Genomic DNA, 20671 nt, shown 5'->3' on the forward strand with positions numbered 1-20671 from the left:
CATATGCTGTCTCCTCAGAATTATCATTCGTTTCATACAGGCAGACTCGTTCAATCGCCACGAACAAGAATGCCCTTATCAATAGAGTACGGGCAGAGGAGACAATTGTCAACCAAAATTATAGATTCAAGGCTATCTATTATATTTTATATATTACTTATTATATATTTCAAGTTTCGTTATATTTTGTCGGTATACACACAAAAAAGCCTACCAAGAGGTAGACCGAAAGAACATGCACGATTCAGTTTTGGGGAGACATGCATACATCACCTTGCCTGGTTCTCAGATCACCACCGTTTGCAACGGCGGAAACCCGTTGAATTCTATGGCGGAGTAACTGCTGGTGTAGGCTCCTGTGGAAAGCCAATACAGCCTGTCTCCAACAGCAAGGCTCAGGGGGAGATCATAGCGGTAATCCTCATACAGCGTATCCATGGAATCACAGGTCGGTCCTGCAAGAATTACCTGTTCCTGAGGCCCGTTGCGTTCACAACGTATCGGATAGTGGATGGCTTCCCCCAGGGTTTCCATAAGCCCGCCGAAGCGGCCGCAGTCCTGGTATATCCACCGCTCAAGCGCCGTTCGGGATTTACGGGAGATGAGTACAATTTCCGAGACGAGCACCCCGGAATCACCAACAAGCGAACGTCCGGGTTCGATGATTATCTCAGGCAGTACATCCCCATAGTCTTCTTCCAGGTACCGTTTGATCTCATCGGCATAGGTCTGAACCGGGTTTGTCCGTTCGCGGTAGGTGGCAGGGAACCCTCCTCCCATATTGATGCAGGAGAGGGTAAGATCCTCATTCTCCTTAAGCCAGGTGAAGAGATAGCTGACCTTCGAGAGAGCACTGTCCCAAGCTGTGATGTCACGCTGCTGCGATCCCACATGAAACGAGAGGCCCCAAGGCTGCAGGCCCAGCTTTCGTGCCAGCACCAGCAGGTCTCCTGCAAGATCGGGGCTGCAGCCGAACTTTCTGGAAAGCGGCCAGTCGGCAGTTTGGGCTCCCTCGGCCATCAGGCGGACCATGACCTTTGAGCCGGGGGCGGCCATCGCAATATTTCTCAAATCCCCTTCACTATCGGTAACGAACAATCGAATACCGGCAGCATAGAACTCCTTGATATGCTCAAACTTCTTGATGGTATTGCCGCAACTCATGCGATCGGCGCTGATCCCCAGCTCCTGCAGCCGACGCAGCTCATACACCGATGCCACATCAAAATTCGACCCTAGACGGTCAAGCAAGCGCAAAACATCCGGCGCGGGATTGGCTTTCACCGCATAATACACCTTCGCAAACGGAAGCGCCTGGCGAAGCTCATGGTATTTCTCTTCGATTACGTCGGAGAGAATCAGCTGGAACGGTGTCTCACGGCCCTGGGAATGTTCCAGCACCCGTTGCCACCGTTCCTTAGACATTATTTCAGGTATGTTCATATGGCTGACTATGTAATTTCAGGTTCGTTATGTCAACCGGAAGACCAATACGTTCACCTAAGCATTCACGACATTCTGGCTCTTGCCTGCAAGAAATGAACGCAGGTTGTCGACTGCAATGTCCATAAGCCGTTGCCTGCTCTCCTTCGGAGCCCAGCTGATGTGGGGAGTGATCAGGCAGTTTTTTGCAGTAAGAAGAGGATTGTCCTTCGTGATCGGTTCGGTCGAGACCACATCCAATCCTGCCGCATACACCTTGCCGCTGTTCAATGCATCGGCCAGGTCCTGCTCGACGATCAGAGGACCGCGGCTGTTGTTGAGGATGATCACCCCGTCCTTCATCTTTGCAATGGAGTCCTTGTTGATGATTCCCTTCGTAGCCTCAAAGAGCGGGCAGTGCAGGGAGATTACATCACTTCTCTGCAGCAGTTCATCCAGCGACACATACACATCCTGATGTTTTGGATCTTGATAGGAATCATATGCAATGACCAGCATGCCGAAAGCACGGGCGATCCTTGCCACAGCCTGACCGATCCTGCCGTAGCCGATAAGGCCCATGGTCTTGCCTGCAAGCTCGATGAGCGGATAATCCCAGAAACAGAAATCAGGACTGCTTGTCCACCGTCCCTGCTTGACCGCATCACTGTGATGCTGGACATGATGGGCGATTTCCAAAAGCAGGGCAAAGGCGAACTGGGCGACGGCATCGGTGCCGTAGGTCGGGATGTTGCAAACAGGAATACCCTTTTCTTTCGCCGCCTGGGTATCGACTACATTGTAGCCGGTGGCGAGCACCCCGATATATTTGATGTTGGGAGCCTGCTCTATAACCTCCCTGCTCAGTGGAGTCTTGTTGGTGATGACGATATCGGCATCACCGATACGAGAGAGAATATCCTCTTCCTTGGTTCGATCGTAGACGGTCAGGGACCCAAGCTCGGCAAAGCCGTCCCAACTCAGGTCTCCAGGGTTTTCGGTATAGCCATCAAGAATAACAATGGTGTGCTGCATGGAAGCTCCTTTACAATGGTTTCTCCTAATTATAGCACGAAAGGGCAGGAAAAATCTGCCTATACCCTATCTGCCATCCGCTGCTTCAGATTCTCGCTGATCCCCAGCTTGCCACGAAGAATGTGCTTGATCGCCTCAAGCAGGACGGCGGGACTTGCATGCTTCATGATGTACCCGTTCGCACCACTGGCGATGGCCCGTTCCCCATAGAGGTTTTCGTCGTGCATGGAGACCACCAGGATTTTTAGCTTGGGATGGCGGGTCCTGCACTCACTGACTAGTGTCAGTCCGCTCTCACCCAACAGGGAGATGTCGACGATTGCAAGTGTCGGGTCAACGGCATCGAGCAGCTGCCTCCCTTCCGAAAGGGACCCGGCCTCGCCGATGCACTCCAAACCCAATCCTTCACGCACCAGTGCGCTTATACCGCTTCTATAGAGCGGATGATCGTCAATAATGACAAACGTATTCTTTTTCATGCACCCTCCTGCAGGGAAACCCTGCAGCTGACCACCGTTCCAGAAGGAGACGATGCGATATGCAGGTCACCACCGATCAGGTTGGCTCGATAGGTAAGGATCTTCATTCCCATACCGCTTGCCGTCCTGCCTTTCTTCACTTCAAAGCCTACCCCGTCGTCGACAACCTCCACCGTTGCCGATTGCTCATCATGCAGCAAGTTGACCGTAATCCGGGTGGCTTTTGCGTGTTTGAGTGCGTTGTTCAACGCCTCCTGGATAATGCGATACAGCTGAATTGCCTGCTGCTTGTCATCAATGTGGAAGCCCGGCTGGATTTCGAGGGTGACCATATTTCCATCGGTGACGTTCTTCGACTTCACCAGCTGCATCACGGAAGCAACAAAGCCGTTGTCCTGCAGATCGGAGGGGAACAGGTCCCGGGCGATCTGCTTGGCTGTATAGGCACTCTTGAGTGCCGACTCGCTGATATTCTTGGCCAATTGCCGGGCTCCGGCCAATTCTGTCTTCTTGAGCGCCGACTCAAGCGTAGCGGCAAGCATTCCCAGTGCTGCCAGATCCTGGCACAAATCGTCGTGGATGTCCTGCCCGATGCGGGTCATGATGTTATTCGAAACCTCCAACAGTTCTTGCTCGAGCTCCTTGCGTTGGGCAATCTCTCTCTTCAGTTGTTTGTTGGCCGCCACAAGCTCGCCGGTGCGCTCATGCACCTCCCGTTGCAGGATAAGTTCACGGTCCTTCTCCAAGGACATGATCAAGGCCCCTTTCATGGAAGTAGTGATCAGATCCCGAAGCGAGGCATACACATGCATGTCCTTGGCATCGGGAGTGCAGATGAAATACCCCATCTGCTCCGATCCGAATTGCAGGGATTCGCATACATAAGCCTGAAAATCTTTGGGGAGGCCTTGGGGAAGCAGCGAACGGGTGGAGAACTGTTGCCCGTTGGGGGTAAAAATCTGGACTTCCTCACCATTGAGGAGCATGAAAAGACTTGCCCGGCTTGTGTTTTTCCTGCGTTCATCGACCATTACCACAGCCGCAAACCGAATACCCAACCGCTTCAGGCCATGGGACAATTCAACGAGTATCTCCTCGAGCTTGAACGTCCTGACAACAGCGGCTTCGATACGCCTGAGAAAAGCTGAACGTGAACGTTCTCCAACCTGCAAGGAGAACAGGTTTCTCAGACGCATCTGCAGTTGGTCGACTGTGGATGCTGCATCCCCCGTACCGCCGTTCATACAGCCGCAGCTCTGCCGAATGACAAAGGATGTGCTCAGGTCGGCGACCATGCTGGTCGGTTCGGAGGAACCCAATCCCAGTTCCGTTGTCAAATAACCGATGGCTCTTCTTCCGAGTTCACTGGTAGGCTGATGGATGGTGGTAAGGGCGGGAATGGAGAGGACGCTGTAGGGAATATCGTCAAAGCCCGTTACCGATACCTGGGCAGGTACGCGGATTCCATGCTCCTCCAATGCCCTGATGGAACCGAAAGCCATCTGGTCATTGGCAGCAACGACTGCATCGAAGTTCCAGTGTCCTTCGATCAAAGCGATTGTTGTCTCATATGCCCGCTCTTCCAGAAAATCTGCATAGAGTATTACAGGTTCAGCCTCGGGAAGGAGTTCGGACAGCGTATGTAAAAACTCACTCTTGCGTGCTTCGCTCTCCGGGTGTCCCTCAGGCCCTGCAAGGAACAAGAACCGCCTGCGGTGGTGCACCTCCACCAGATGGCTGGTCAGCTGAACCATGCCGCAACCTGCTTGGGGACGCAGGGTGTACACGTTATCGAATTCCAGGCCGATCGAGACGATGGGCATATGGGAGAAGGAAGCCAGATAGCCGGCGATGCGCTCCCGCGAAAATGAGGAGCCCATGGTATTGGTCATGACGATCAGACCATCAAGCCGGGTCTTTGCGGCCAGATTGAAGGCTGTATCGTCCAATGCCCCCGACTTGGTAAGTGTTTCAGTGTTGCTCCCTTCATAGAAGATGAGCTGCACGGGATAGCGCCTTGCTTCCTCCAAGGCGCCGTGAAAGACGAGATTCTGATAGTACTCATCAAACTGGGTTGCCAAAAACCCAATTCGTTTCGGCTCTGCAGTTCCCATATAGTTGAGAGTATAGCCCACATTCAGAGATATGATGGATGTTTTTACAGCTATTATCAGTTCATACCCACTGTTCCTTGACAGAGCAAACACAGCCTCTTCATACTTGCCTGCATGAAACGACAGCTCTTCAACCCCATTTTCCTGCTCTATATCACCAAATGCCTCATCGGAACCATAGTTTGCTATGGATTCTACAAAGCTTTTCCCCAGTACTATCTCTCCTGGTCGATCGTGAGCCTCTTGTTGGTGTTGGCCCCCGACTGGGACAACTCCATCTCACTGCCTATTGCACGGATCAAGGCAAATATCACCGGGGCTCTGATAGGACTGTCCTGCTTCACCTTGCCGCTCAACCAACTGACACAATTATGCGTCGGGGTGGTGCTCACCATAGCTGTCTGCACAATCCTCAGGATTCCCACCTCCACACGAAGCGCGTTGGCGGCCCTGGCCATCGTACTGCTGCAGGAGATGGGCAAGCCCATGTGGTCCTATGCCCTGCAGCGCATCGCAGCAGTACTGCTGGGCTGCCTGGTCGGCTTGGCACTCACCCTCTCCTTCCAATACGTTGAGCGGTTGCTTGGAAAGGAACGTTGACGCTTACTTGGTCATTCCTTCGAACACAGGACTCCTGGGCTCCAGGCTGCCTGCAGAATATCCCCAAATGGTGGCGTATTCGCTGACATCCTCACCCATTTCTGCAAGCTGGTTGAGGTAGTAGGCTATCGATTTGGATTCAATGACAATTACATACCCCATGTCCTCGATTACCTTGCTGTGAGGCCTGGTATGGTCGAACTCGAAGCGGAGGATGCGCCTGCCGTCCTCCGTGATCCCGATGGTTCGGTAGGTATTGCTCTTGCCGACTCCGGGGAGGTTGAGGGTGTTGCGATCGGGGGAGATAAAAGGAATCTCATCACCTTTGCGGATCGAGTCGATCTGCTCGACCATTTTCTCTGCGTCCTGCATGAAGGTGCGGATGGTGGCATGGTAGCGTTGGGCTATTTGACCGATGGAACTTTCCTCGACCTGCTCCTGCGTACTGCGGGCATTGGTCGCAAACAGTTCGCGGTTCTCCTTGAAGCCCTTGACACTGAAATTGTAATAGGGAAGCACCCCGATGTCATTGAGAACCTTGCGAAGCTTCGCCGAATGGCCCCTGCGGCTTGCTGCAACAGTGAAGACCTCCTGGTTGGTGACCGCCCAGCCGGCATCGAGCAACCTGCGCACTGCTTTCTTGGTTTCGGGAGTCACCTCCATCGCCGAGGAGACATGGGTCTGCACAACACACTGGTCGATGCCTACCTCCCCCGCCTTCACTTTAAAGTCGGCCAGCACCTGGGCAAGCTGGGTCGTTACCCGCTGTGGAAGATACACAGGTATCTTGGTCCCCAGGCGGACCCGTCTCATTGGCGCGTATTGTTCATCAAGGCTGCGAGCCTTGTTGTCCTCTATCTTCTGCTTTGCCATGACCAGCACGGCATCCAAAATGGTTTTCAAGGATGAAACCGAGCTCATAAATGCATCGCCGCCGGTGATGAGGATGTCCCACAGATACGGATCGTTTCTGAAGTACTCCATGTTCAGCTCAAGCTGGTCCTTCCAGCTTCTCTTGGGTCGCAGCTTCTCCAGTTCAAAGTTGAAGCGGCCTGCCTGGAAGTCATACATCCGCTGGCAGTAGGCACAAAGACCTCCGCAGGCCCTTCCCATGGTATCGGGAATGAAGATGGCGACATTGGGATAGCGGCGGTGAACGTTGTGGGAGGGAAGCAGCCAGCCAGCGGCATTTGGCTCGCCGGGCTTTGCTATGTCCTCCTTCTCCCATGCCACGATTGAGCCGAACTCCTCAACCAGATCCTGGCTGTAGAAGAGGTAGCTGCGAATTGCTTCGTCACTGTGAGGATGTTCCTGACGCTCAAGCGGGCGGGTGTCGATCAGGGAGAGAAAGTACGGCGTGGCGAAGATGGGAATCCCTTTCCGCTCTGCTTCGCGCATGATGCCGAGGGTCTTTTCATCCATGCTGTAATCCAGGTAGCGGTTCAAATCATCGGCATTTCTGATGGCAAAATGCAAATGGAACCGATCATCCTTCCACCACAGCAACACCTGTTTGCGTTTCTCGGCTGCCGTCATCCCTTCCTTGAATTGATACAACGCCCGAGGCTTTTCCTGATCCTCGATCCGCTCGATCAAGAGTTGTACGATGCGCTCCTTGTTCTTTGCCCTCCAGGCAATGACCTCTTGATCAAGGCCGCTGGGATGGCGTTCCATCCACTCCAAGACTCTGCTTCGTGGCGGGATTTCCCGTTCTTCCACACCGCTCAGTTGGGCCAGCAGGTGTGCCATGTCCTCTACAAAATCAACGGTGCAGGAACACTCTTTGCCCAGCAGGACACTACGAAGCAAGCCGATTGGATGGGAAACGACCTTCTGCCCATGGAGGTTTCCATCCTCGAATGCCTGGCCCTCATGGTCCAGGTAATCCATGATACGAAGGTATGCCATGGATGTACTCATCAGTTTGTAATAGTCCTGTTCGGTCTGCTCCTCTCTGGTATAATAGGCCCAAGCCTTGGGGTAATGCTGTTGCATGACAGCTGAAAAATGCTCACGCAGGTGCGCAACGAGGGCCGCATCATCAAGCTTTTGGTCAAGGAACAGGGCGACAACCTCGGGGTTGTCTTGCTTCATCTTGGCGACAAGTTCAGTAATGCGTTCGTCGTGTGTTTTCATGCACTAAAGATACAGGGAGAGTTTGCCAAGTGTCAAGGTTTCTATCTTATTACTTATATTATATATACTTAAAAATATACAATCAGTCAAATTTCACTCCATGCAACACCAAAAAGATGACACAAGCACGTATGCAACAAAATCAGGGAATCATGTTGCAATTAGTCAATTATTACATGTTCGATAGTGTAGGAACCTATACTTCCTTCAACCGCCTGGACTTGCACCAAGAGATAGAGAACAAGTCGGTCACGTACTGTTATATGAATCTCTTCCGACCAAAGATCAGATCTTTCAGACTTCAGAGGATTCTCATGCATGCTCGTCTCGTACGCAACCGAACCATCAATCCTTACATTGTCTGTGGAATATGCATACAGCATCAATTGCAAATTTCCCGTAAGGTCCTTAATCCTGAACGAGTGGGTTTTACCATCGTCAGGGACGGTAACAACCCAATAATCCCAATCGGCATCAGAAGAAATCGCTCCCTTTCCGGTTTTTCTCAAGAGAACCGTTGCTTGTTCACGTACATCGTTGGGCTCCTCATGAAGTCCTCACACCAAACCACCAAGAATACCAGTACAAATTGAAAGCACACAGTCAGTATTCTTCCTTGCCCCACTACGCTCAAAGTAGTATCTTAGCTCTGTCGGGCCTCTTTGCCTTGACTATTGGTGCGAAACGACGTATCAATACATGCGTATATACAAATATTTGAGGTATCATGCTACACTTTTATACACCGTCCTTTGCGGACAAACCACTATTCCCCTCGTACAGCAAGTACTTTGCCTACGAGTATTTTTTTTCCTATTCAGTCCTTTGGAAAGAAGCCATCGGATTGACCATCTGCAAAACAGACACCGCTCTGTACATGCACCTGGATGTTGACGACTGCTTCCTTCTCCCCATAACCGACGACCTACCCAAGGCAATAGCGGAGCTTGAAGCACACTGTTCTGAAAGCGGTCAACGCTTTCACCTCGAGTGCGTTCCCTCAGAACAAGCCCTGGAACTTGAGAAGATGGGCTATACCATCGAACATGTGCGTGCACTGGATGACTACCTTTACGAGAGCGAGAAGCTCATACACCTCAGAGGCAGGAAACTGCAGGCAAAGCGAAACCATATCTCCCAGTTCGAGCGCAACTACACCTACTCGGTACGTTCACTCTCCACCAAGGAGATGCGTGACGAGTGTTATACAATGGCCTCCACCACCTGGGTCGACACCAAGAATAGCAACACCAAGGAAATCCAGGATGAACTGAGGGCGATGCGTCTCGCATTCGACAACTGGGATGCACTTGGCCTTGTGGGCATGCTGGTCTGCGTAGACCATCATCTGACAGCCTTTACCGTTGGTGAAATCATCGACGACCAACTGGCCATCGTACACTTTGAGAAGGGGGACACCTCGTACATCGGCATCTATTCGGTGATCAACCAGCTTTTCTGTTCCCAGTACCTCTCCGATGTCAAATATGTCAACCGACAGGAGGACGCGGGAGTCGAAGGCCTGAGAAAAGCCAAACTCTCCTACAAACCCGACCTCATGGTCGAAAAGTACAGGGTTACCAGACAGTGATCATAGAACGGGCAAGCCAAGAAGATTTTTCCTCTCTCAAGCAACTTTGGTCGACTGTCTTCTCGGAAGACCCGGTCTTTCTTGAGCACTTCTTCTCCACACGGTTTGCCAGCGAGCACATCTTCGTAGCACGCAAGGACTGCAACATTGTAAGTGCCCTGCACGCCCTGCCCGCCCACTACCTGCAACACGGAGCGATTAAGCCATGTTCCTTCATTGTGGGTGCTGCAACATACGTCGAGTACCGAAAGCAAGGCATCATGGGAGCATTGCTTGCAGCAACGAAGAGGGCATACGACCATCCCATCACGCTCTTTCCTGCAGTCAGGCCCTTCTACGAAGCACATGGATACTTCACCACCTCCTCGGTTCTCTCATTTTCCTTGGAGGGTGTTGTTCCATCCTCGGATGTTTCCATTCCGATCGAGTATTCACAATTGGACAGCCTCTACCGAGCCGAACATGATCAGAGCGGCTGCCTGCTTCGCGATGAGGAGGCTTGGAAGTTCCTGACCGAAGGCTATCAGACACTCTGTGTTGAAAACGGTTATGCATTCATCAGCGAAGGCAAGGCTGTCGAGGCTTGTGCAACCAGCAAGACAGCGGCAACCAGGCTCTTGGCCTTGCTTGCCGGTCACGGGGTTTCAGAAGTACACGCCCTTGAGAATTCGTTCATTGCCATGTCGCTGAACAGACAAAAAGCAGTGCCCATCCCGATGGGGATGAGCACTGACAAAGCCATGCAAGGTGTGTATATTGCTGAACAATACTAAGGCCTAACGCACGGTAAGTTCAAAAGCATGAGTCCAGCTGTCTCCCCTGTCGTTGGTGATCGTCAGGGTGAAAGGAAGGACCGTACCGGCAGGTGCCGAATCGCTTACAATGAAGCGGAATGTATTGGCCTCGCCGCGAACCGCCTGCTTTGACTTGGTTGCAAAGCGACTGTTGTTCGTACTGGAAAGCCCTGCGGACAGTCGACCCAGCTGAAGCTCACCCTTCAACATCCTGACATATTCACTCTCAGATGAAAGCGTCGCCTTCAGACCTGTGAGGTTCACATTACCCGTATTGGTGTAGGAGAACCCGATACCGATCTGGGTGTTGGTTGGAAGCTTTGTCCGGTCGTAGTAGAGGACAGTTACATCCTCGATTGCAAGTTGCTTCCATAACGCCTCGAAGAGCGCCCCTTTCCCCTCTACAGTATAGGTAGACGGGTCGGTGATGAGCTTTCCTGTCGTGCGGTCATACCAACCGGCGAAAATCGCCGATGCATCACCACTGGTAGGCGTCGGAACCTCGACCTTGCCTTCCTCAAAGAAGATATCGGTCTTGTTCATTTCGTCGACGAACCTGACCCCGCTCTGGTAGATGGCATAGAGCGTCTGATCGGTATAGCTCATGGTGATCGTCTCCCCTGGCTGATAAGTGACCTCATCAGGGGTCAAACCCCAACCGACAAGTACGCCTAGGCGAGCTGAATTGAGCCTGATCTGGGAACTGTCGGGAAGGGTGATCTCAGACCCCGGCTCGCGACGAATCTGCTGACGATAGCTGTAGCTGTAGGTCTCATCCTCGGCAGAGAAGTCGAGCGTCAGCGACGGCTTATAGTGGGGGCTGGTTTGATAGAGCCATGCGGCATACTCGCTTCGCTCGGGCTCATCAAGGGCCAGAATCCTCTGCAGCAGTGCATCGGTCTGAGCGCTGGTCATCTGGTAGCTTGCAAGCCTGTCCAGATTCTCCCAAGCTTCACGGTAGGCATCTCTATCGCCCTTGGCCCGCGCCTGGGTAAGATTCTTGTACGCTTCGTCCTGTTCGCGTACCACCGCTCGCTTCAGGGTATCGATGGACTTCCTCAGATCTTCAAGACTCGTGGCTGTGATATCCGAAGTCTGAAGAGCAGCATACTGTTTCTCAGCGGTCGGAGAGGCTGCCAAGAATGCCATTCCAACCAATACAAGTAGACTAATCATCAAGAGTATACGTGTTCGCTTCATAGGCAATCCTCCTTCATCTCTTGTTACCTATTTCTATAGCAACAGAGGGGTAGGAAGGCAACACCTGCAAGCATATCTTCACCTACTCTTTAACTCTTTGAAGAAATATGAAGATGCACCTGCCGGCCATTGAAGGAAAGCAACTCTTCGTTTCTCAGCAATGCAAGCTCCCGGCTCAGGGAAGTGCGTGCATACCCAAGCCGATGAGCAAGCTCGGTCTTGCTCATCGGCAAGGTCACCATATCGCTGCCCTGCTGCAGGGAAAGCCGGCTCAAGTAATCGAGCAGGCTTTGCCTGAGCGTCTGCTCATTGAGCTTGGTTACGGTGAGGCCCAGTTCATAGGTGCGGTCGCTGATGATTTGCAGCAACCCCACCAGAAAATCCGGCTTGGCTGAACACAGGGACAACACCACACTTCTCTTGATCCGTATGACGCAGCATGCTCGGTCGCAAACAACCTGGAGCGGATACTGGTTGTACCTGCTGAAGAGCAAAGTCGCCCCCCAGATCTCTCCTGCCTCAAGCACTCTGGCTTTGAAGACGGTCCCCTGCTCGTCGATGCTCTGCAGCGAGAGCCTGCCTTCCACTATCACATCGAGGGAGGTGCATGCGTCGCCCTGCAAAGCGACCAGTTGATCCTTTGCATAGTGCATGAGCTTCATGCCGCCTTCCTTGAGAAACTGAGACAACTCCTCTTCTGAAAAGCATTGGAACAGGGCAACCTTGGACAGTGAGCGTGCAATTTCCATGCAAACCTCCAAAAGTGTAGCATATGTAACAGTCTATCGCGCTCTTGTTTCCTATACTAGCTTTACTGCAAGAAGGAGAATTCCATGATTGAAAAGCCCTATACCTACACGCAAAGCAATGAGAAGGTCATAGAGAAACTGATCGGAGACGACACTGCGATGATCAACCACGTAGTGTTGGCACCAGGTGATGCACTACCTGAACACTATTCCGATTCGAACGTCTATCTGATTGTTGTACAAGGCAGCCTCACGATTCAGCTGGAAGACCAGGAGGCACACTCTTATCAGGCTTCGGTGGTGAATATACCATGCCACATCAAAATGAATATTTCGAATACAAGCAAGCAAGTGTTGGAATTCTTCATCGTAAAGGCACCCCACCCACGGGTATACAAGGCACAAACTCTATGAAAAAAGTACTACAACGGACCGTTCAGGTCGTATTCCTGGCTCTCTTTGTCTTTTTGCTCATCCAAGGGAAGGTGCAGGTCTGGATGGCAATCTTCGTTGGATCAACAATCCTCGCCCTTATCTTCTCCCGCTTCTACTGTGGCTGGATCTGTCCCATCAACACCATCTTAAGGCCCATGGCCTACCTGAAGAAAAAGCTGAAGATCAAGAGCCTGAAGACTCCCGCTTTTTTCAAGAACGGAGTATTCAGGATTCTTATGCTTCTGGGATTCCTGGCCGTGATGGTCGTGGTTTTCAGAACCGGCAAAAAGCTTCCCGTCCTGCCATCGCTTGTTGTAGCGGCAGTCTTTCTCTCCCTCTTCTTTGAGGAAGAGCTGTGGCACCATTGGCTCTGCCCCTACGGGACCATCCTCTCCCTGCCGGCAAGGAGGGCTAAAAAGTCCATGGTCATTGACCCATCACTCTGTACCAACTGCAACCGGTGTGCAAAGGCCTGCCCAAGCGGGGCCATTGTGAAGGAAGAGAAACACCGGATAGTGAAGAGCGAGTGCCTGGTGTGCCATGAGTGCGAGCGCGTATGCACCAAGGGTGCGATTTCCTACAAATAACAACTACCTCGTGTGGATACTGCAAACAGGAAGAGCGGTTGCTCTCCCTGCCTGTATTTCACCAGCTGTTCTTCTGTTTATTTACTTTGTTTCCTTACGGAAGCAGAGGAACCAGTCAAGGCAGTACTGATTCTCGTCCTTGCTCTCCATGCGCTCCTTGGCCGTCCCGCAGCTGCCGGGGGTGGGGATGATGACATCCTGACCGGGTCTCCAGTTAGCAGGAGTGGCGATCTGCTCCTTGTCTGCCTTCTGAAGGGCGAGCACGACGCGCTTGATCTCGTCGAAGTTGCGGCCGGTGGAAGCGGGATAGAACAGAATGGTTCTCACGACGGCGTTGGGGTCGATGACAAAGACCGCACGAACCGCCTGGGTGGAGGACTGGGACTGGACCATGCCGTACTTGCGGGCGACATCCATCTTGATATCCTCGATGACCGGGAACTTCACCTCAACATGCTTCATGCCGTTCCACTCAAGCTCCTGGATTTTTCTCAGCCAGGCGATGTGGGCATACAGCGAGTCGATGGAAAGACCGACCAACTCGGTGTTCAGGGATCTGAACTCATCAGCCATCGAGGCGAATGTCATGAATTCGGTGGTACAGACGGGTGTGAAGTCTGCCGGGTGGCTGAAAAGGATAACCCACTTGCCCTTGTAATCCTCGGGAAAACTAATCGGTCCTTGGGTGGTAACCGCTTTGAAAGCGGGAGCCTTGTCACCGATCAAAGGCATGCTGGTACCGGTGTTCTGCATTTCTTCCATGATGTGCATCTCCTTGGGTTTTGTTGTGATATCTGATGAGCTGATAGTAATCAATCTCATTAATAATATCAAGTACTTATTAATAATTTATTTCATTAACTGTAGGGTATCTGTTTTCCAGTGTTCTGTGCCGACAGCTTGTGTTCTTGGAAAACCGTACCCAAGCAAGGAAACCCATGCTACACTTGCCTGCATGGGAAAGAATGTTGGAAGAGAGGATGTTGCAAAGGCGGCAGGGGTATCGGAATCGACGGTATCGCGTGCACTCAACAACTCCCCTCTGATCAGTGAAGAGATCAAGAAGAAGGTCAGGCAGGCTGCAGAGAAGCTGGGGTATTTCCCCTCCCGCACCGCCACCTTGTTTGCGAGCAACCGAAGTTTCGCCATCGGTTTTGTGGTCCCCTTCTACCCATCAATCATGCCCTTCACCCGCCCCTACTTCCCCTCGTTGCTCGATGGCCTGCTGCTGGGAAGCCTTGAACACAACTATACGATCAGCATCGTCTTCGAGAACCATTTGGGCCGGTATCGTTCCTATCAGGAGCTCATCAACAGCCATAGCTTTGACGGCCTGGTCTTCGCCATCACCAAGGACCATTTCCCGGAACTGCAGCCCTTGATTGACCACTCACTTCCCTTTGTCCTGGTCAACAACTATCAACAAGGTGCGGCCAGCATTTATGCGCGACCGGATGTGGGCATGACCAAAGCCTTCGAGCATGCAATTGGATTGGGCCACTCACACATCGGCTACATTACCGGAGACCTGCAGTTCAAGAACGGCAAGGACAGGCTGGCCATGTTCGAGAAATTGGCGGCACACCACCACTGTACGACAACAATCGTTGAAGGTGACTTCTCGCGCAGTTCGGGCTTTGACGCCTTCAGCCAGCTGAGAAACGGGCCGTCATTGGTGATGACAGCCAGCGACCGCCAAGCCTTCGGATTCTTCCAAGCCTGCAGTGAACACACAAAACGGGTGCCGCAGGATATTTCGGTCATCGGATATGACAATTTCCAGCCTGCAAGCACCAGCGCCCCGCCTTTGACCACAGTGAACCATCCCATCACCGAGATGGGAAAAGAAGCAGTCCTGATGTTGGTCAGCATGATCGAGCAGGGAAGGGCCGGACAGCAGAAGTGGGCTGATACCGACTTCGTCATCCGCAAGTCCACCACGCGATACGGAGGTGCCTGATGAAACTGATCATGATCGGCTGCGGGGGCATGGGTACCTACCAAGCCAAGAAATTCATCGAACTGGGAGTTGAGTTGGTCGGAGCCATCGACCACAACGACGAGCACCGAAGCCATTTCTGCTCCACCTACGCAGTATCTGAAGCCTATGCAGACGTCGATCAGCTCTCCCGTTTCCAAGGCAGGGCCGATGCTGTCAGTTGCTGTCTTCCCGATGCCTTCCACCATCAGTGCTGTCTGCTGGCACTTCAGCTTGGATTTGCCGTCTTCTGTGAAAAACCGTTGTGTACGAGCCTTGAGCAGGCCCGGCAGCTCGATGAGGCCTCTTTCAATGTCCCCTTCATGGTAAACTTCTCCAAGCGCAACATTCCGGCATTGGCGGCAGCCCAAGAAGTACTCAACACTGGGAAGCTTGGGGCCCTGATGCGTGTTGAGGCAATGTATCTGCAGAGTTGGCAGCAAAGTCATGTATGGGGAGATCCCGAGCAGGATTTCCGATGGAAGTGGCGCCTGCTTCCCTCCCATAATCGGGGTGGGTGTCTCGCCGATTTGGGCAGTCACCTGCTGGATCTCCTCCTGCTCCTGTTTGGATCGGTATGCTTTGTAAAAACCCTCTCTACCGTCACCGACCAGGTATTGATCGAATACCAGGGAGAGCTCAAAGTCGGCAACGATGTTCCCTGCATCCTTGGCTGTTCCTATGCCGACAAGCAATCCGACGATTCGCTGCAGTTGAAGGTTGTGGGAACACAGGCCACCTTGGAGATGAACACCTCACTCGACCGCAAGCAGATTCTTGTTGCTCCTGGTGGGGGAGAAAGCTATCACGTCAGTGCACCTGCACCTCCATCAACCTATCAAACCTTTGTGCGTTGGGTCGATCTGGACCAAGCAGGAAGGCCCAACCTGGAGGACGGACTCTCGGTTCAGGGCCTGCTGGAGGAGATGATCGGATGAGCATTGCAGTTGGAGCCTTGGTTGGTGCCCATGAACTGGACAAAGAGACGCTGAGACTGCTCAAGAAGTTGGGGTTTGAAACACTCTCGATCAGCTTCTGGGAGACCCTTGGAGATAGTGACTTGGATTCTTTGGCTGCAGAGGTGCAAACAGCGGGCCTTGAGGTAGCAGCCCTCTCAATCTGGGGCAATCCTTTGCAGAAAGCAGAAACCGCCGAAGGCTGGAAGCGCCTCATCGAAAGTGCATCACGCTTCGGGGATCCTTTTGTAACCGGTTTTGCAGGAAGAGTGCCTGGTGCTTCGGTGGAAGATTCTCTTGTGAGTTGGAAAGCCTTGTTCTCCGAACTGCTGGATCTGGCGTATCAAAACGACTGCAAAGGCCTGCTCATGGAGAACTGCAGACTCGGGGATACCTGGAAGCAGGGCAAGTGGAATATTGCCATCAACGATGATGCTTTCAACCTCCTGTTCTCCACGCTTGACAATGAGAGTCTTGGCCTGGAGTGGGAGCCCTGCCACCAGGTGGAAGCGTTCGTCGACCCGGTTGCCCAGCTCTCCCGGTGGCTGGATAAAGTCAAGCACATTCATGGCAAGGATGCCCGTGTCGACTGGGAAACACTGAAAACCTTCGGGCTGTTTGCCAAGAGAAAAGCCATCCATACCACCCTTCCCGGCCTTGGTGATACCGACTGGCATTCACTCTGTGCTCTGCTCGAACAAGGTGGTTATAGAGGGAGCATTGACCTGGAAACCACGAGCTCCTCCTTCTTTGAGGACATTGAAGGCAAAGTGAAAGCCCTTTCCTACCTCAAAGCCTGCAGGCATTGATGTGTATTTCTTTCTGTCATTTTTCCTTGCGAAAGAGCAAAAACGTGGTACCATAAACTCGTAAAATAGAAACGCACGGGTTTTCAGCATGTTATGCACGTGCGTGCATAGGAGGGACCATGGAACAAATTCCGTACGGAATGATTGGAGGAGGAAAAGGAGCCTTCATCGGTGATGTGCATCGAAAAGCTCTCCGTATTGACAACCTTGCAGTTCTGAAAGCGGGTTGTTTCTCTAAAGATCCTGCAAAGTCAAAGGCCTTTGGGCAGGAATTGGGCATCGACTCTGATCGCTTGTACTCCAATTACCAGGAAATGGCCAAAGCAGAAGCAAAGCGCAACGATGGCATCAAATTTGCCGTATGCGTCACTCCCAACAACTCCCACTATGACATCTGCAAGGCTTTTCTGTTGGAAGGCATCCACGTTGTCTGCGACAAGCCCCTGACCTGGACCATCGAACAGAGCCAAGAGTTGGCCCGGATCTGCAAGGAGAAGAATCTCCTGTTCGGTGTCACGTACACCTATACCGGCTACCCTGCCGTAAAACAGATGCGTAAAATGGTAGCCGACGGCCTTTTGGGAAAGATTCGCTTCGTGAATGCTGAATACCCTCAGGATTGGCTTGCCAACCCCATCGATGAGCATAGCTCGATAGCTCCTTGGCGCATGGATCCAAAGATTTCAGGCATCTCCAACTGTCTTGGGGACATCGGAAGTCATATCGAGAACTTGGTCGCAACCGTCACGGGCCTGAAGATCAAACGCGTTTGCGCCCGGCTTGATTCCCTGGTGGACGGACGTACGCTGGACGACAATGCTTCGGTGATGGTGGAATACGAGGGCGGCTCGAAGGGGCTGTACTGGTCGAGCCAGATAGCCTTCGGCTACGACAATGCCCTCAGGCTCAGGGTGTTCGGAGAAAAGGGCGGCCTCGATTGGGCGCAGGAAGACCCCGACCACTTCTATTTCACCCCCCATGATGGGCCAAAGCAGAAATGGAGCCGCGGACGCGATCAATTCGCAGCCGAAGCGCAGCAATACTCACGCATTCCAAGCGGGCACCCCGAGGGCTTGTTCGAAGCTTTCGCAAATATCTACAAACCTTTTGTCCTCGCCCTGTCCAAGCACCTCAAAGGTGAAAAGTTGAGCGCTTCCGACTTGGACTTCCCCGGTGTGGAAATGGGTCTTGAGGGTGTGATTTTCATCAACAAGTGTGTCGAGAGCAGCAAGAAAGGCTCTGTATGGATCGACATTGAGTAATGAAGGAATAAGGAGAGAGCGATATGGCAAGGATGGTGACGATTTTTACTGGTCAGTGGGCTGATCTTCCCTTTGAAGTGATGTGCAAAACAGTAAGTGAAATGGGCTACGACGGGGTGGAAATCGCCTGTTGGGGTGATCATATGAACGTCGAGAAAGCCGCCAAGGACCCTGCGTATGTCGCAGAGAAGCTGGCAATCCTTAAAAAATACAATCTCGGCTGTTATGCACTGGGCAACCATCTGGCCGGCCAGTGCGTCGGGGATGCCTTCGGCGATCCTCGTCTCGCAGGCTTTGCCCCCAAGAATCTTAGCGGCAATGACCAAGCGATCCGGGACTGGGGAATCCAGCAGATGAAGTATACCGCCCAGGCAGCCAAGAACATGGGGTGCAAGGTAGTGACGGGCTTCATGGGTTCCCCAATCTGGAAGTACTTCTACTCCTTTCCTGCCAATTCAAGCAAGTTGATCGAGGACGGTTATCAGGAGATTCTCCGCTTATGGACACCGATTCTGGATGAGTTTGACAAGCAGGGAGTGAAATTCGCCCTCGAAGTCCACCCCTCCGAGATCGCCTATGACTACTACAGCACCGTCAAACTGCTGGAAACCTTCAAGGGACGGAAAACCCTGGGCTTGAATTTCGATCCCAGCCACCTGCAGTGGCAGGGTATCGACCCCGCACTTTTCTTCCGTGACTTTGCCTGCTCGATCTACCATGTGCATATCAAGGACAGCATGGTCAAACTTGATGGAAGAAGCGGAATTCTGGGTTCGCACCTACCCTTCGGGGACCTGAGGCGCGGCTGGAACTTCGTCTCCCCCGGGCATGGCGATGTGAACTTCGACCTGATCATCCGCGAGGCAAATGCAGCAGGCTACCGCGGACCGCTTTCCGTCGAGTGGGAAGACAACGGCATGGACAGGCTCTTTGGTGCCAAGGAAGCTCTTGCTCTGGTACGAAAGATTGACTTCGATCCTTCGAACGTTGACTTTGACGGGGCAATGGAGAATTGATGAGCGAGCGCGCAACCCTTCTGGAGCTGGAAGGAATCATCAAGGAATTCTCATCCGTACGGGTCCTGGACCGGGTCTCCTTCAGCATTCAGGAGGGGGAGATCATGGGCCTGATTGGGGAGAACGGTGCCGGCAAGTCGACGTTGATCAAAATCATCTGCGGCATCTACCAGAAGACGGATGGAGTCATCCGTCTTGGAGGGAAGGTCACCGAAATCCCCGATTACATCACCGCAAAAAGCCTGGGGATCGGCATTGTTCCTCAGGAATTCAATCTGATCAACTACCTAACGGTCTATGAGAACATCTTTCTTGGAAGCGAGCTGCACAAGGGAATCTTGCTGGACAAGAGTGCCATGCGCAAGGAAGCTGAGGCACAGCTCAACCTGTTGAAGATGCCTCTCGATGTCAACAGGATGGTCAGCGAGTTGTCAGTAGCCGAGAAGCAGATGGTCGAGATTGCAAAAGCGATGATTCTCGATGCCCGGATCCTGATCTTTGATGAGCCGACCACCACCCTTACCGCGGTGGAAATTCAAACGCTCTTCGATTTGATGCGCAAGCTCAAGCAGAAGGGAGTGACGATACTCTTTGTGTCGCACAAGCTTCAGGAAATCCTGGCCATTTGCGACCGGGTAACGGTGCTGCGCGACGGAAAGCTGGTCAGCATCGACCAAGTCAAGGGCCTCTCTTCCCAGATTCTAGCCAAAAAAATGGTGGGGCGTGATTTCAACCAGGTCTTTCCTGAAAAGATCGACAGTACCGGCAAGGACGTGATTCTTGAAGTTGAAAAACTCTGTTCGGGTTCCTTGCTCAAGGATGTCTCCTTTTTCTTGCGCAAGGGGGAGATTTTGGGGTTCGCAGGCCTGGTGGGTGCCGGGCGCACCGAGACGATGGAAGCCTTGATGGGCCTGAGAAAGGCGGAAAAGGGGGCGGTGCGCATCGAAGGCAAAACCGTACGAATCCGTAGCGCCAAGGATGCAGTACGATATGGGCTTGGGTACATCAGCGAGGACCGCCAAGGAAAGGGAGTGGTAATGAACTACGACATTCCCAAAAACATCACCCTGATTTCCCTGAAGGAGAAGTACCTGAGATGCGGCTTGATCGACAAGGCCAAGGAGGCTCAAGCGGCTGAACACTACATGAAGGAGTTCAGGATTGTGGCTGCTTCCAAAAAGTCACAGCTCAGGTTCTTCAGCGGCGGCAACCAGCAGAAGGTCTATCTTTCCCGCTGGATGGATACCGATCCCAAGATTCTCATACTTGATGAGCCGACGCGCGGTATCGACATCAACTCGAAGAAGGAAATCTACGAGTTCATCCACCGCCTTGCACAAGAGCAGATCAGTTGCATCATCGTCTCTTCGGAAATGGAAGAGATAATCGGCATGTGCGACCGGGTCTATGTCATGCGTGAAGGAAGAGTGGCCGGCTGCCTGGAGAAAGGACAGGTCACAGAAGAGAACATTGTGTTCCAAGCAACAGGGATAAAAAGGGTGTAGAGC

Annotated in this window: 19 protein-coding genes; 11 read left to right on the plus strand and 8 right to left on the minus strand. The window is 52.5% G+C overall.

What is annotated here, in order from left to right:
- Positions 1 to 285 precede the first annotated feature (285 nt).
- From B3K89_RS09310 to B3K89_RS09325, 4 genes are all read right to left on the minus strand, one after another.
- Positions 286 to 1425 (minus strand): type III PLP-dependent enzyme, encoded by a 1140-nt coding sequence (locus B3K89_RS09310; protein ID WP_293895106.1) that lies wholly within the window; start codon positions 1423 to 1425, stop codon positions 286 to 288.
- A 75-nt stretch (positions 1426 to 1500) separates the two neighbouring features.
- Positions 1501 to 2457 carry a D-2-hydroxyacid dehydrogenase gene (locus tag B3K89_RS09315; RefSeq protein WP_293895107.1) on the minus strand — a complete coding sequence of 319 codons (957 nt, stop codon included), beginning with the start codon at positions 2455 to 2457 and terminating at the stop codon, positions 1501 to 1503.
- A 59-nt stretch (positions 2458 to 2516) separates the two neighbouring features.
- Positions 2517 to 2936: a response regulator gene (locus B3K89_RS09320; protein WP_293895109.1), complete on the minus strand. Its 420-nt coding sequence runs from the start codon at positions 2934 to 2936 to the stop codon at positions 2517 to 2519.
- The gene (locus B3K89_RS09325; RefSeq protein ID WP_293895111.1) at positions 2933 to 5050 is read right to left on the minus strand and encodes a substrate-binding domain-containing protein; all 2118 of its coding nucleotides are present in this window, start codon (positions 5048 to 5050) and stop codon (positions 2933 to 2935) included. Before B3K89_RS09325 ends, B3K89_RS09320 begins: the two co-directional genes overlap by 4 nt.
- Positions 5051 to 5164: 114 nt before the next feature.
- Here B3K89_RS09325 and B3K89_RS09330 point away from each other — a divergent pair, with 114 nt between their 5' ends.
- The gene (locus B3K89_RS09330) at positions 5165 to 5650 is read left to right on the plus strand and encodes an FUSC family protein (RefSeq protein ID WP_293895113.1); all 486 of its coding nucleotides are present in this window, start codon (positions 5165 to 5167) and stop codon (positions 5648 to 5650) included.
- Positions 5651 to 5653: 3 nt separating this feature from the next.
- Here B3K89_RS09330 and B3K89_RS09335 read toward each other — a convergent pair whose 3' ends face one another.
- A complete protein-coding gene (locus B3K89_RS09335; protein ID WP_293895116.1) occupies positions 5654 to 7786 on the minus strand; it encodes a KamA family radical SAM protein in 2133 nt (710 codons plus the stop codon).
- A gap of 727 nt (positions 7787 to 8513) precedes the next feature.
- Here B3K89_RS09335 and B3K89_RS09340 point away from each other — a divergent pair.
- Positions 8514 to 9377 carry a DUF2156 domain-containing protein gene (locus tag B3K89_RS09340; protein ID WP_293895122.1) on the plus strand — a complete coding sequence of 288 codons (864 nt, stop codon included), beginning with the start codon at positions 8514 to 8516 and terminating at the stop codon, positions 9375 to 9377.
- Positions 9374 to 10150: a GNAT family N-acetyltransferase gene (locus B3K89_RS09345; RefSeq protein WP_293895125.1), complete on the plus strand. Its 777-nt coding sequence runs from the start codon at positions 9374 to 9376 to the stop codon at positions 10148 to 10150. The genes B3K89_RS09340 and B3K89_RS09345 overlap by 4 nt, the downstream gene beginning before the upstream one ends.
- A 3-nt stretch (positions 10151 to 10153) precedes the next feature.
- On the opposite strand, the gene B3K89_RS09350 is transcribed toward B3K89_RS09345, so the two are convergent.
- Positions 10154 to 11371 carry a hypothetical protein gene (locus B3K89_RS09350; RefSeq protein ID WP_345907322.1) on the minus strand — a complete coding sequence of 406 codons (1218 nt, stop codon included), beginning with the start codon at positions 11369 to 11371 and terminating at the stop codon, positions 10154 to 10156.
- A gap of 89 nt (positions 11372 to 11460) precedes the next feature.
- Positions 11461 to 12120 carry a Crp/Fnr family transcriptional regulator gene (locus tag B3K89_RS09355; protein ID WP_293895131.1) on the minus strand — a complete coding sequence of 220 codons (660 nt, stop codon included), beginning with the start codon at positions 12118 to 12120 and terminating at the stop codon, positions 11461 to 11463.
- Between the two features lie 84 nt (positions 12121 to 12204).
- Here B3K89_RS09355 and B3K89_RS09360 point away from each other — a divergent pair, with 84 nt between their 5' ends.
- Both B3K89_RS09360 and B3K89_RS09365 read left to right on the plus strand, forming a co-directional pair.
- Positions 12205 to 12534 (plus strand): cupin domain-containing protein, encoded by a 330-nt coding sequence (locus B3K89_RS09360; protein WP_293895134.1) that lies wholly within the window; start codon positions 12205 to 12207, stop codon positions 12532 to 12534.
- Positions 12531 to 13142, plus strand: coding sequence for a 4Fe-4S binding protein (locus B3K89_RS09365; RefSeq protein WP_345907323.1), 612 nt, complete (start codon positions 12531 to 12533; stop codon positions 13140 to 13142). Before B3K89_RS09360 ends, B3K89_RS09365 begins: the two co-directional genes overlap by 4 nt.
- A gap of 81 nt (positions 13143 to 13223) precedes the next feature.
- Here the strand turns inward: B3K89_RS09365 and B3K89_RS09370 are convergent, their stop codons facing one another.
- Positions 13224 to 13904 carry a peroxiredoxin gene (locus B3K89_RS09370; protein WP_293895140.1) on the minus strand — a complete coding sequence of 227 codons (681 nt, stop codon included), beginning with the start codon at positions 13902 to 13904 and terminating at the stop codon, positions 13224 to 13226.
- A 193-nt stretch (positions 13905 to 14097) separates the two neighbouring features.
- Between B3K89_RS09370 and B3K89_RS09375 the strand changes: the two genes are divergently transcribed.
- From B3K89_RS09375 to B3K89_RS09400, 6 genes are all read left to right on the plus strand, one after another.
- Complete coding sequence (locus B3K89_RS09375; RefSeq protein WP_293895143.1) at positions 14098 to 15102, plus strand: LacI family DNA-binding transcriptional regulator; 1005 nt, start codon at positions 14098 to 14100, stop codon at positions 15100 to 15102.
- Entirely contained in the window at positions 15102 to 16058 is a 957-nt protein-coding gene (locus tag B3K89_RS09380) for a Gfo/Idh/MocA family protein (protein WP_293895145.1), read from the plus strand. Before B3K89_RS09375 ends, B3K89_RS09380 begins: the two co-directional genes overlap by 1 nt.
- A complete protein-coding gene (locus tag B3K89_RS09385; protein WP_293895148.1) occupies positions 16055 to 16885 on the plus strand; it encodes a sugar phosphate isomerase/epimerase family protein in 831 nt (276 codons plus the stop codon). Before B3K89_RS09380 ends, B3K89_RS09385 begins: the two co-directional genes overlap by 4 nt.
- Before the next feature lie 119 nt (positions 16886 to 17004).
- A complete protein-coding gene (locus B3K89_RS09390) occupies positions 17005 to 18147 on the plus strand; it encodes a Gfo/Idh/MocA family protein (RefSeq protein ID WP_293895150.1) in 1143 nt (380 codons plus the stop codon).
- 23 nt (positions 18148 to 18170) lie between these two features.
- Positions 18171 to 19163, plus strand: coding sequence for a sugar phosphate isomerase/epimerase family protein (locus tag B3K89_RS09395; RefSeq protein WP_293895152.1), 993 nt, complete (start codon positions 18171 to 18173; stop codon positions 19161 to 19163).
- The gene (locus B3K89_RS09400) at positions 19163 to 20668 is read left to right on the plus strand and encodes a sugar ABC transporter ATP-binding protein (RefSeq protein WP_293895154.1); all 1506 of its coding nucleotides are present in this window, start codon (positions 19163 to 19165) and stop codon (positions 20666 to 20668) included. Before B3K89_RS09395 ends, B3K89_RS09400 begins: the two co-directional genes overlap by 1 nt.
- Positions 20669 to 20671 lie beyond the last annotated feature (3 nt).

The sequence above is a fragment of the Sphaerochaeta sp. UBA5849 genome, from assembly GCA_002432715.1.
Classification (GTDB): Bacteria; Spirochaetota; Spirochaetia; order Sphaerochaetales; family Sphaerochaetaceae; genus Sphaerochaeta.